Here is an 11,870-nt window from a genome sequence, read left to right as displayed (position 1 = left end):
TACTCTCACCTGTGGGAGTCGCAGAGATGGTGGGCGCGCCTTAGATCTTGGGGCCGCTTTGCGGCCCATCGCGGCGCTAGGCCGCTCCCACCCGGGGAGGTGTTAGCCTTCAAATGCGGTGCTAGGCAGGCGATAACACGGCGTGAAGCACAGGCCTACTCGCATCTGTGGGAGCGGCCTCGCGCCGCGATGGGCCGCGCAGCGGCCCCAAGGTATCAGTCCGCACATCAATAGCGATGGCTGCAAAGGCACGACCACCCGCTCGAGCGCCAAACCCGATAGGCAGGCCAAGCACTTACCGCTCCACCGGCCCCTGGCGGCGCTGCAGGTAAACCCAGTCCACGATATCGCCCTGGGGCGAATAGCCGTTCACCATCTCGCGCAGCAACTGCCGCACGCGGGTGAAGTCGTCTTCGGCCACCGCCGCCAACAACAGCGTCAGCCCTTCGCGCAACCGCTCCCACGCCAGGTAGTCCTCATTGGCCGCCATGATCATCGGGTGCGCGGTGGGCGATACGTCGTCGCCGATCAGCAGCTCCTCGTACAACTTCTCACCCGGCCGCAACCCCGTGAATTCGATGGCGATGTCGCCCTGAGGGTTGGAGGAGCTGCGCACGCTCAAGCCCGAGAGGTGAATCATCTTCTCCGCCAGCTCGACAATGCGCACTGGCTCGCCCATGTCCAGCACGAACACATCCCCACCCTGCCCCATGGCCCCGGCCTGCACTACCAGTTGCGCCGCCTCCGGGATGGTCATGAAGTAACGCGTGATCTTCGGATGGGTAACCGTCAGCGGGCCACCTGTCTTGATCTGCTGGTGGAACAGCGGGATTACCGAACCGGACGAGCCCAGCACATTGCCGAAACGCACCATGGTGAAGCGGGTCTTGTTCACCCGCGCGATCTTGTTGCAATCGCCATACAGCACCGGCGCCGCTTCTCGGCTGAGCGCCTGCAGGATCAACTCGGACAAACGCTTGGTGCTGCCCATCACATTGGTCGGGCGCACGGCCTTGTCGGTGGAGATCAGCACGAAGTTGGCCACCCCGGTCTGCAACGCCGCCTGGGCCGTGCACAGAGTGCCGTAGACATTGTTGAGAATGCCTTCGGCGATGTTGTGCTCGACCATTGGCACATGTTTGTAAGCGGCGGCATGGTAGACGGTATCCACACGCCAGGTGCTCATCACATCGGCCAGGTGCTGCTGGTTGCGCACCGAGCCCAGGATCGGCAGCAGCTGCACCGACAGCGACTCCCGGGCCACGCGCTGCTCCAGCTCGCTGAGGATGCTGTAGAGGTTGAACTCGGCATGGTCCAGCAGCAGCAAGGTCTTGGGCCCAAGGCCGATGATCTGCCGGCACAGCTCGGCGCCAATGGAGCCACCGGCACCGGTCACCAGCACCACCTGCTTGTGAATGCAGCGCTCCAGCAAGCCTTCCTGCGCGGGCACCGGGTCGCGGCCCAGCAAGTCGGCAATGTCCACGTCCTGGATATCGTCCACCTTCACCCGGCCAGTGGCCAGGTCGGCAAAGGCCGGCACGCTTCGCACGTGCAGCGGGTACGGTTCGAGCAGGGCGAGAATTTCCCGGCGCCGCGCGCGGGTGGCTGACGGCAGTGCCAGCAACACCTCCTGGGCGCCGGTTTCCTTGAGCATCTGCTGCAAGTGCTTGGGCTTGTACACCTGCAGCCCGGAAATGACCCGGTTGGCCAGGTCGCCGTCATCGTCGAGGAAGGCCACCGGGCGCATCACCCGGCCCATGCGCAGCGCCGCCAGCAACTGGTTGCCGGCGGTACCTGCGCCATAGATGGCTACCTTGATTTGCCCGTCGTCGCGGTTGGCGAAAGGGATCTGATGGGCGCCGGTGAACCAGTCGCCCAGAAAATACTGGCGCATGATCAGGCGCAAGCCGCCGATGATCACCATGCTCAACCACCAGTAGTTGAAGATGATCGAGCGCGGCACCACCACCTCGTGGTTGCTGTACCAGTACACCACCACCGCCAGAATCAACGAAGACAGGGTCACCGCCTTGATGATCGCCACCAGCGCATCGTTGCCGAAATAGCGCATCACCGCCCGGTACATGCCAAAGCGGATGAACAAGGGGATGGCCACGCACGGCGCGGCCATGAACAGCCAGGTGTGCTCGACGATGGGGTTGTACATTTCCTCCACGCCCAGCCGCACGATGAACGACAGCCACAGGGCGAACCAGATGAGGACAATGTCCGTGCAAACCTGGATAAGGCGTTTCTGCCGGCGTGACAGGGTGACCAGAAATTGCCGTAGCCTGTCGTTCTTTGCGTTGCTCATCCGGTTTTCCTCATGGCTACGCCAAATTGTGAAAATGACCAGAGCGACTGCCGAACATACAGCCCTGTACAACCCTGATTGCGCCTGCCTTGCTGGAGCATGCTATTCCTTCTCCCCTGCCCGGTAGGCAATTGCCAACAGTATCAGAGGGGCATAGGCCACCAAGGTTCCGGTTGCCCCATCCAGTTTGAGCACCACCACGACCAACGCGACGGGCAGCAGCCAGCCCAGGTTGATGGCCGCCACCGCCAGGCTCACCGGCCGGTGACGGCCGTGGCGCCGCGAGGCGTGCTGGTAGGCATGGCTGCGGTGTGCTTCGTAGACCCTTTCACCGCGTAGCAAACGGCGCGCCAAGGTGAAGGTAGCGTCCACCACGAACACACCCAGAAGTATTAACCACCCCCAGAAGAGTAGCGGATCTATCCAACCTGCCACGATTGCCAGCAAACCCAGTACGATGCCGAGAAAACCGCTGCCGGCATCGCCCATGAAGATGCGCGCCGGCGGGAAGTTCCAGATCAGGAAACCGGTGACGGTGGCGGCCAGCAGCAGCGGCAGCCACGCAGCACCCGGCGCACCCGCCAGCCAGAACAGCACGGTGCCGCCCAGGCACACACAAATGGCTTCGATGCTGGCAATGCCATCGATGCCGTCCATGAAGTTGTAGAGGTTCAGCAGCCAGACCAAGTACAGCAGCCCCAGCGGCGCGGCTAGCCACAGGGCATGCAACGGCCAGCCGAACACGCTGATGGGTGGCAGGCCGCCCAGCCAGGCCAGCCCCCAGGCGGCTGCGGCAAAGTGCCCCAGCAGGCGCCAGCGCGCCGCGATGTGGCCGTGGTCGTCCATGAACCCGATCACGGCCACCAGGCCCCCTGCCCCGAGGATGCCCACCAGCACCGACGGCGCCACATACCCTGCCCAGCCCAGCACCAGCACGCCGGCCATGAAGGCCACGACGAAGGCCACCCCGCCGCCACGGGGCGTGGGCAAGGTGTGCGAGCTGCGGGCATTAGGGATGTCCAGCAGGCTGCGCGACAACGCGTAGCGGCGCAGTGCGGCCGTCATCAGCCAGGTGGCGATGCCTGCCACGATGAGGATGGCGGTCATGGGCGGTGGTTCTCCTTGAAGGCGCGGGCGGTGGCGGCCAGGCCTTGCTCCAGCGTGTAGGGCGGTCGCCAGCCCAGCAGCTGGTGGTTCTTGGTGATGTCCACTTGCAGCGAGCCCAGCAGGCGCTGGGCCAGGTCACGGCGCCCCAGCAGCGCGGCGCCCATTTGCAACAGCGCGGCTGGCACCGGCACTAGGCGGGCTGGACGGCCCAACGCATGGCCAAGGGCCCGCAGCAACTCGCTGAGTGATACATCCTCACCGTCGCTGGCCAGGAACGTCTGGCCCGCGGCCGCAGGATGATCCACGCAGGTGATGATCAAGTCGACCAGGTTACCCAGCGAGACCAGGCTGCGACGGTTGTGTACCGCCCCCAGCGGCAGGGGCACGCCGCGCTCCAGCCAGCGCATCATGCTGAGGAAGTTGGCCTTGACGCCTGGCCCGTAGACCAGCACCGGGCGGATGACGACGACTTCCATGCCCGTTTCGGCGGCTACCGCTTGCAACCCCTGCTCGGCCTCATGCTTTGAAACGCCATAGGCGTCCTGGGGCGCGGGGGTATCGTCGGCACGCAGGGGCCGGCCCGGCTGGCTGGTTTCGCCATTGACCTTGACCGAGCTGATGAAAATGAAACGGCGCACGCCCGCAGCCGCCGCCTGGCGGGCCAGGTTGAGCGTACCCTGCACGTTCACACGGCGAAATTCGGCCAGGCTGTCGGTGGCAGTTTCCTTCATCACGTGCACGCGCGCCGCCGCGTGCACCACGACGTCTACATCGATAAGGGCCGCTTGCCAGTCAGTATCGGCGCCAAGGTCCGCAACGGTGACCGCGTCAATGCCTGCCAAAGGCAATGGGCTGCCGCGGCGCAAGGCGGCGCGGGGCGTAAGGCCTTCGACCGTCGCCAGGCGCTGGCACAGGGCGCTGCCAACAAAGCCCGAGGCCCCAGTGATCAATAGCGTGCGTCGTTCCATGAAATCCGTTCTCGGTTCACGCCGGCAAGGCCGGCATGCGGCGATCTTCGCCCCTGTTGTGCCTGGCTGACCGGGCTACAAGAGGCTGCGATAAAGCTCGGCGTAGGCATTGGCCATGGCCGATGCGGTAAAGACGTGCTCGAAGCGCTGCTGGGCGGCGGCACCCATGGCCTGGGCCTGGGCCGGGTCTTCCCACAGCCGCTGCATGGCCTGGGCCAGTGCCGGTGCATCGCGCGGCGGTACCACCAGCCCGGTCTGGTCGGCCAGGTTGATGAAGGTGGTACCGGAGCCCATTTCGCAGGAGATCAGCGGCTTACCGTACATGGCCGCTTCCAGCAGCGAGATGCCGAAGGACTCCGAGCGCAGGTGCGACGGGAAGGTAAAGGCATAGCACAGTTCCAGCAGTGCCACCTTGTCTTCGTCTGGCAAGCCACCCAGGAACTGCACCTGGCTCAGGCCCGCGTCGCTGGCCTGTTGGCGCAGCTGCTGCTCCAGAAAACCGCCGCCCATGATGACCACGGGCAAGCCGCTGATGCGTGCGGCCTCCAGCAGGTAGTCCAGCCCCTTGTAATAACGCAGCGCCCCGACGAACAGGAAAAACCGCTCGCCTAACCGTTGCCGCCAGTACGCCAGCTTTTCGGCGCTGGCCTTGGGGTAGGTGGACCGGTCCAGACCATACGGGATGATCGACACCTTGTCCTTGAACTGGGTCAATACCGGGCTGTGCGCCGCATAGTTGGGCGAGGACGCCACTATCCGGTCGACGCTGGAGAAAAAGCGGTTCATCAGCGGCTGATACAGCTTGAGCAGCCACTTCTGCTTGACGATGTCGGAGTGGTAGCTGACCACGGTCGGCTTGTTCAGCCGGGTAGCGAAGTGCACCAGGTCCATGTACGGCCAGGGGAAGTGGAAATGCACGATATCGGCCTTGCGGGCCAGTTCGGCAAAGTCCTTGAACGCCGACAGCGAAAAGCCGGTGGAGGCGACATGCAGGTCGAGCTTGGCGCGGTGCGTGAGGTGGTTGGCCACCGGCTCGTTGCGGGCAGCGCCGCGTGAACTCAGGTACAGCACCTCGGGCTCGATACCGTGGGCCTGGGTGCCTTCGGCGATCTGGAAGATCACCTGCTCGATACCGCCCATGGAATCGGGGTAATAGGTTTTGAAAAAATGCAGGACCTTGATCATCGTTGCTTGACCGCTTGATACACCCCAAGGGTGCCTTGGGCACACCGCTCCCACGAGAAACCACCGGCATGCTGCAAGCCCTGGGCGATGGCCGAGGCGCGCCAGGCTTCGTCTTCCAGGCCGCGTTGCAGCAGTGCGGTCAGGCCGTCCACGTCGTCGGGCGCGCACATGAGCGCTGCATTGCCAGCGACTTCCGGCAGCGAAGAGCTGTTGGAGCACACCACCGGCACGCCGGAGCTCATGGCTTCGAGCACGGGCAGGCCAAAGCCTTCGTAGTGCGACGGGAAGGTGAACAGGCGGGCGCCGGCGAACAGCAACGGCAAGTCTTCGCTGGGGGCGAAGCCCAGGTAGCGGGCCCAGCCCTGCTGCTGCGCCTGGGCGATGCGGGCGTGGATGGCCTCGCTGCGCCAGCCTTGGTAGCCGGTGAGGATCAGCGGCCAGCGTTGGCGCAGGGCAAGCGGTAGGCGACCATAAGCGTCGAGCAGGTTCTCGATGTTCTTGCGCGGCTCGATGGTGCCCACGAACAGGCTGTAGCCGCCAGGTTCCAGACCATGACGCGCCAGCGTTTGTGTGAGCGCCTGCGGGCTGCGGGGGTGGAACTGCGGCGAGCTGGCCAGGGGAACCGCATGAATGCGCTCCAGCGGCCAGTTGAAGTAATCCGCCAGCTCCTGGCGAATGTAATGGGACACCGTGATCAGCGCATCGGCCCGCTCAAGCGTCAGCATGAGCTCCTTTTGCAAATACCGGGCGATCTGCGGGGTATGGCAATGGGCCCAGGTGAACGGCGACAAGTCGTGGAACGTGGCGACGCTCCGGCCTGCGAAGGGCGGCAGGTAAAAGTTGGTGCTGTGGTAGATGAAGTCATCATGACCACGCAGTGCACGCTTACGCAGAAACGGCATCAAGCGCCGGTAGGCTTCGACGGCCAAGGCGTTTTTCTGGACGAAACGCTTGAGCCCATGCACGGCATCGGACTGGTCTGCAGGCTTGAGAAGCTCTGGCACGAAGCTGCGCCCGGCAAACAGCCGCAGGTCGTCGATGTCATCGCAGTGCTGCAGCCGCGAGGCCAGCTCGTAGGTGTAACGCCCGATACCGGTCAGCGGGAAGCGGACCGATTCGACGGAAAGAATGACCTTCATTGACCGGCAAGCATCCAACCCAGCGTTTCATCCAGTTCAGGCGTGTGCCAGCCTGGCACCAATGCCCGCAAGCGGGCGTTGTCGCCGCACAAGGTCTTGACCTCGTTGGCGCGCACGAACGCGGGGTTTACCTGCACCTCAAGCGTGTGCCCGGTGATGGCCGAGCATTTAGCGATGACTTCGCGCAGCGAATGGGTGATGCCGGAACTCACGTTCACGGTCTGGCCCACTGCCCGCGCCTCGATCAGGCCGCGGTAGGCACGCACCACGGCGCGCACGTCGCTGAAGTCACGCCACACATCCAGGTTGCCCAGCTCAATGGCTGGGGCCTTGCGCTGGAAGTGCGAAACGATCTTGGGCAGCAGGAAGTTCTCGGCCTGCCCAACACCTGTGTAGTTGAACGGACGCGTAATGACGATCGGCAGCCGGTCGCACCACAGCCTTGCCATGTACTCCATCGCCAGCTTGCTGACGGCGTAGTCGTTGGCAGGTGCAGGCGGGGTGTGCTCGTCCAGCATCCCTTCGGAAACATTGCCGTAGACATTGGCGCTGCTGGCAATGAGCACGCACTCGGGCGCCTTGCCGCAGGCCGCAATGGCTTCGAGCAGGTTGCGCGTGCCGATCAGGTTGACCTGATAGAAGGCATCGGCAGCACCGTGCCCGACAAACGCAATGGCAGCCAGATGCACGATCACATCCGGCTGCAGTTCGGCCAGCAACGCACGCAGGCCCGGCCCATCGGCCAGGTCGACCTGATGGTAGTCGGGCGCCGCCGAGGGCTGGCTCCCGGTACCGATCACTTCATAACCATTGGCCCGCAATTCTGCCGCCATGTAGCGACCTGTGAAACCATTGATCCCGGTGACGAGTGCGCGTTTGCTGGCCATTTGCATCAGAACGAGAACCCTTTTTCGTTACGACGCAGGTCGGCTTCGACCATCATGCGGCACAGCTCTTCGAGGCTGGTTTTTGGCTCCCAGCCCAGTACCTGCTTGGCCTTGGCCGGGTTGCCGATGAGCAGCTCGACTTCGGCTGGGCGGTAGAATTTCGGGTTGATGACGACCAGGACCTTGCCGGTTGCAGCGCAGGTGCCTTGCTCGGCTTCTTCCTTACCGCTCCAGTTGATTTCGATGCCAGCGGCCTTGAAGGCCATGGTGACGAAGTCACGCACGGTTTCGGTGCGGTTGGTGGCCAGCACGAAGGTGTCCGGCTCGTCAGCCTGCAGCATCCGCCACATGCCTTCGACGTATTCCTTGGCAAAGCCCCAGTCGCGCTTGGCGTCGAGGTTGCCCAGCTCCAGCTTGTCCAGCAGGCCCAGCTTGATCTTGGCGACCGAGTCGGTGATCTTGCGGGTCACGAACTCACGGCCGCGCAGGGGCGACTCGTGGTTGAACAGGATGCCGCTGGTGGCGAAGATGTTGTACGACTCGCGGTAGTTGATGGTCATCCAGTGGGCGTACAGCTTGGCCACACCGTAGGGGCTACGCGGGTAGAACGGGGTGGTTTCGACCTGAGGGATTTCCTGCACCTTGCCGAACATTTCGGAGGTGGAGGCCTGGTAGAAGCGTACCTTCGGGTTGACGATGCGGATGGCTTCGAGCAGGTTGACAGCGCCCAGGCCGGTGATTTCGGCTGTGGTCAAAGGCTGCTCGAAGGACACACCCACGAAGCTTTGGGCGGCAAGGTTGTACACCTCGGTGGCTTCGGTGGTTTGCAGCAGGCGGATGCTGGCCGACAGGTCAGTGAGGTCGTATTCGACCAAGTGCAGGTTAGGGTTGGTGTGGATACCCAACTCCTCGATGCGCCAGAAGTTAACCGAGCTGGTACGACGGTAGGTGCCGTAGACCGTATAGCCCTTCTCCAGCAGCAGTTCCGCCAGGTAGGCGCCGTCTTGACCAGTGATCCCAGTAACGATTGCTTTCATGCGACTTAACCAACTCCGATAGTGCCGTGCGGGCATGTGTGATTATTGGGGCTTGACGCGGCAGCTCCGAGCCGCGCGTACTCGCTTGCATGCGGCAGTATACATAGGTCGGGGGGAGTACTCGACTCACAAAGTACTGGCGCGCGGCCAGCTGCCGGTCAGGCTTTATTGAAGGGGTTAGGAACCGGCGCGGGAGAATAAGTTCCAGGGGGGAGAATGGCCAGTGATTGGCCTGTAGGAATGGTCTGATTTTGGCTGAGTTCTGAAGGCTGGCCCTAGCCCGTGTGGGAGCGGCCTTGCGCCGCGATGGGCTGCGAAGCGGCCCTAGGATTCCAGCTTCGCAGTTGATAGTGCCGGGGCCGCTGCGCGCCCCATCGCGGCGCAAGGCCGCTCCCACACGGGGAACGCGGAAGGCTCTTAGGAACAGTATCAGGCGTCTGCGCAGCGACGCCTTTCAACCGCCCAGGCTACACCCCACACCCAATCAGCGACGCGCATCCAGCCGCGCCACGTCACCGCCCGGCAAGGTCGGCTCAGGCACGGGGCTCAGCCACACATTCACGTTGTCCACACTGTCCTGGTTGAGCTGACCCGCCCAGCGGTTGAGCAGGAACAGATTGGTGATGAAGTCGTACTGAGTCTTGAGCAAATCACGACGCGCCTTGAACTCGTTCTGCACGCTGGTCAGTACATCGACCGCATTGACCACCCCATAACTGAACGCTTTCTGCGCAGCCACGCTGGACTGTTGGGCCGAGGACAGCGCATTGCGGTTGGCGCGGATCTTCTCAACCGCAGCCTGGGCAGTGAGGAAGGCGGTGGTGGTTTCCTTCACTACTTGACGGCGAACGCCTTCAAGCTGCTCTTCGGCAGCCAGTTGCTCGTCATATAGTCCGCGCACCCGCGCCGAGGTGGAGCCACCACTATAGATCGGGATCTTTACGCCCAAAGTGGCAACATAACTGTCGCTGCGAGGGGCTTGGGTGTTGTCGTAACCCTGGTCACTTTGCTGAGCGCTCAGGCTCAGGGACAGCTGCGGGTAGTGCTCGCCCTTCCCTTCGCGCACGGCCGCCACGGCCGCTTCAGCACCACTTTTGGAAGCCTTCAGCGCCGGGTTAGCCTCTACTGCCTGCGTGACCCATTCCTGCAAAGGCCGCGAGGGCGCCTGCAGGGCCACATCGTTACGCACCCGGCTCAAGGGCTCGGTGATCGGCCGGCCGACGATCTCGGCCAATGCCTCACGGCTGACCTGCACCTGGTTGCGGGCTTCCACTTCCTGGGCGGCCAGGAAGTCGACGCGCGCCTGCATGTCCAGCTTGTCGGTGATCTTGGCCATCTGCCGGTCGAACATGCTGGTGACGCGGTCCAGGTTCTTCTGCGTGGCGCGGCGTTCGGCCTGCACCAGCGCCAGTTCGTCGTCGGCGGCCAGGGCCACGAAGTAGCGCTTGGCGAGGTCGACCGTGGCCTCGGCCAGGGTGTCCTCGGCCTGCTGGCCCTTCTGGTCCTTGACGCTCTTGGACTTCTGGTACCGCTCCCAGGCCGGCTTGTTGTACAGGTACTGGGTCAAGCTCAACGAATAGCTTTCGTTGTTATAGATATTACGGTCTACTTCATTCTTGCGAAGTACTCGACTTGTATTGGCATTGGCCGATACCTGTGGCAATAAGCCACCTAAGGCTTCGCGCTCCTGGGCCACAGCAGTGCGTGCACGAGCGTAAGCTGCAAGCACCCGGGGGTCCTCCAGCCTGGCTTCGCGGTATAACCCAGCGAGATCCAGCGCATAGGTAGAGGCTGAAACGCCTTTAGGCTGTTTCTCAACAGCCTCATTGCCTTCGACGGCCAGCGCCTGGCAGGCGGCCACGCATAACAGCATTCCAGGTAGCAAACGCAGCACAATCATTCCTCGATCAGCGATTCGGCGAACATGTTGCGGGCCGGTTTGAGCAGGTATTGCAGCATGGTGCGGTCGCCGGCGTTGATCAGCACTTCGGCTGGCATGCCAGGGTGCAGTTTGCGGTTACCCAGCTTCTTCATGCCATCCTCAGTTACCTGCACACGCACCAGGTAGTAGGTGTCGCCACTGCGCTCATCGGTCAGGCTGTCCGCTGAAATGCGGACCAGCTTGCCTTCAATGACCGGCGTAGTCGCCTGGTTGAATGCAGGGAATCGAATATCGGCAGTTTTACCCATCTCGAGGCGATCAATATCACGCGTCGCAACCTTGGCCTCGACTACTAACTCTGATTGTGCAGGGACGATGTCCAGAATAGGCGTCGCCGCACTAATGACACCTCCGATGGTGTGTACCTTCATGTCTAGAACCATGCCGCTTTCAGGTGCACGAATCACTACGCGCAACAGGCGGTCGCGCAGCGCGGCTTCTTTTTCTTGAAAGTCGAATACTTGTGCTTGTACGTCGGAAAGCTCATTAGCAACGTCCGAGTCGAATTTCTTTTTCAACTGAACGATCTGAAGTTCTGCCTCACCAATTTGCAGATTCGTCTGATTGATGCTTGATCGGTGATCTGCGACATCGGTCTTAAGCATGTTCAGCTTTCGTTCCTGCTCAAGCAGGCGCTGGTTATCCACGAAGCCCTCGGCCAGCAACTCTTTTAGCTGCTTGATTTCACCGGTGTACGACTTCTCAAGCCCACTCTTGGTCCCGATCATGTCGTTCAAACCAGCGATCTGCTGCTTCATCTGCTGGATGCGCTCGCGGTTGACCGAGATTTCACCCTGCAACGAGTTGCGCCGCGCGTTGAACACCTGCAACTCACCCGCCATGGCTTCCTGAGCACGGACCGAATCGGTCCCGTCCATTTTCACCGGTGGGATTTCGTTCAGGCCGTCGCGCTCTGCCCGCAAGCGTGCTTCTTTATAGCGCGCCACGATCAGCTGGTTGCGGGTGGACTCGTATTCAGCGCTGAGCTGGGATTCATCCAGCACAATCAGCGGGTCGCCCTTCTTGACCAAGTCGCCGTCACGGGCCAGCAGTTCCTTGACGATGCCGCCCTCAAGGTGCTGCACGGTCTTGCGGTAGTTCTGCACGGTGACCACACCGGAACCGTGCACAGCGTTGCTGAGCGGAGCGAAGGCCGCCCAGCTGCCGAAAATGCCGAATGTAACGAAGACGATAGTCAGGCCGATGCGGCGAATGCCGCGGTCGGACGTGGGCATGTCGTCGAAATTGTGATCGAAGGTAGTGATCGCTTTACTGCTCATCTAGAAATCCT

9 protein-coding genes are annotated in these 11,870 nt (G+C 62.5%); all 9 read right to left on the bottom strand.

Annotated features, from left to right (window positions below; all coding sequences use genetic code 11):
* Positions 1–295: 295 nt before the first annotated feature.
* The 9 genes from FS767_RS18265 to FS767_RS18225 all read right to left on the bottom strand — a co-directional run bounded on the left by FS767_RS18265 (position 296) and on the right by FS767_RS18225 (position 11,859).
* Positions 296–2,314 carry a nucleoside-diphosphate sugar epimerase/dehydratase gene (locus tag FS767_RS18265; RefSeq protein ID WP_144967245.1) on the bottom strand — a complete coding sequence of 673 codons (2,019 nt, stop codon included), beginning with the start codon at positions 2,312–2,314 and terminating at the stop codon, positions 296–298.
* A 102-nt stretch (positions 2,315–2,416) separates the two neighbouring features.
* Positions 2,417–3,421 (bottom strand): glycosyltransferase family 4 protein, encoded by a 1,005-nt coding sequence (locus FS767_RS18260; protein WP_144967243.1) that lies wholly within the window; start codon positions 3,419–3,421, stop codon positions 2,417–2,419.
* Positions 3,418–4,389 carry an SDR family oxidoreductase gene (locus FS767_RS18255; RefSeq protein ID WP_144967241.1) on the bottom strand — a complete coding sequence of 324 codons (972 nt, stop codon included), beginning with the start codon at positions 4,387–4,389 and terminating at the stop codon, positions 3,418–3,420. The genes FS767_RS18260 and FS767_RS18255 overlap by 4 nt, the downstream gene beginning before the upstream one ends.
* 75 nt (positions 4,390–4,464) lie before the next feature.
* On the bottom strand, positions 4,465–5,574 hold the full coding sequence (locus tag FS767_RS18250) for a glycosyltransferase family 4 protein (RefSeq protein ID WP_144967239.1): 1,110 nt from the start codon (positions 5,572–5,574) through the stop codon (positions 4,465–4,467).
* On the bottom strand, positions 5,571–6,713 hold the full coding sequence (locus FS767_RS18245) for a glycosyltransferase family 1 protein (protein WP_144967237.1): 1,143 nt from the start codon (positions 6,711–6,713) through the stop codon (positions 5,571–5,573). Before FS767_RS18245 ends, FS767_RS18250 begins: the two co-directional genes overlap by 4 nt.
* Entirely contained in the window at positions 6,710–7,606 is an 897-nt protein-coding gene (locus FS767_RS18240) for a GDP-mannose 4,6-dehydratase (RefSeq protein WP_144967235.1), read from the bottom strand. The genes FS767_RS18245 and FS767_RS18240 overlap by 4 nt, the downstream gene beginning before the upstream one ends.
* Positions 7,606–8,637 carry a GDP-mannose 4,6-dehydratase gene (gene gmd / locus FS767_RS18235; protein WP_058605499.1) on the bottom strand — a complete coding sequence of 344 codons (1,032 nt, stop codon included), beginning with the start codon at positions 8,635–8,637 and terminating at the stop codon, positions 7,606–7,608. The genes FS767_RS18240 and gmd overlap by 1 nt, the downstream gene beginning before the upstream one ends.
* Positions 8,638–9,121: 484 nt before the next feature.
* Positions 9,122–10,537 (bottom strand): TolC family outer membrane protein, encoded by a 1,416-nt coding sequence (locus FS767_RS18230; RefSeq protein WP_144967233.1) that lies wholly within the window; start codon positions 10,535–10,537, stop codon positions 9,122–9,124.
* Positions 10,534–11,859, bottom strand: coding sequence for an HlyD family type I secretion periplasmic adaptor subunit (locus FS767_RS18225; protein ID WP_144967231.1), 1,326 nt, complete (start codon positions 11,857–11,859; stop codon positions 10,534–10,536). The genes FS767_RS18230 and FS767_RS18225 overlap by 4 nt, the downstream gene beginning before the upstream one ends.
* Positions 11,860–11,870 lie beyond the last annotated feature (11 nt).

The organism is Pseudomonas sp. DE0010 (assembly GCF_007680745.1).
In the GTDB taxonomy this organism is placed as follows: Bacteria; Pseudomonadota; Gammaproteobacteria; order Pseudomonadales; family Pseudomonadaceae; genus Aquipseudomonas; species Aquipseudomonas parafulva_B.
Note: the sequence above shows the minus strand (reverse complement) of the source record. Positions and strands in the feature narration are given on the sequence as shown.

Excerpts from the sequence above, each read along its gene's own strand:
- FS767_RS18265 (WP_144967245.1), bottom strand. The coding sequence starts at position 2,314 with ATGAGCAACGCAAAGAACGACAGGCTACGGCAATTTCTGGTCACCCTG.
- FS767_RS18260 (WP_144967243.1), bottom strand. The coding sequence starts at position 3,421 with ATGACCGCCATCCTCATCGTGGCAGGCATCGCCACCTGGCTGATGACG.
- FS767_RS18255 (WP_144967241.1), bottom strand. The coding sequence starts at position 4,389 with ATGGAACGACGCACGCTATTGATCACTGGGGCCTCGGGCTTTGTTGGC.
- FS767_RS18250 (WP_144967239.1), bottom strand. The coding sequence starts at position 5,574 with ATGATCAAGGTCCTGCATTTTTTCAAAACCTATTACCCCGATTCCATG.
- FS767_RS18245 (WP_144967237.1), bottom strand. The coding sequence starts at position 6,713 with ATGAAGGTCATTCTTTCCGTCGAATCGGTCCGCTTCCCGCTGACCGGT.
- FS767_RS18240 (WP_144967235.1), bottom strand. The coding sequence starts at position 7,606 with ATGCAAATGGCCAGCAAACGCGCACTCGTCACCGGGATCAATGGTTTC.
- gmd (WP_058605499.1), bottom strand. The coding sequence starts at position 8,637 with ATGAAAGCAATCGTTACTGGGATCACTGGTCAAGACGGCGCCTACCTG.
- FS767_RS18230 (WP_144967233.1), bottom strand. The coding sequence starts at position 10,537 with ATGATTGTGCTGCGTTTGCTACCTGGAATGCTGTTATGCGTGGCCGCC.
- FS767_RS18225 (WP_144967231.1), bottom strand. The coding sequence starts at position 11,859 with ATGAGCAGTAAAGCGATCACTACCTTCGATCACAATTTCGACGACATG.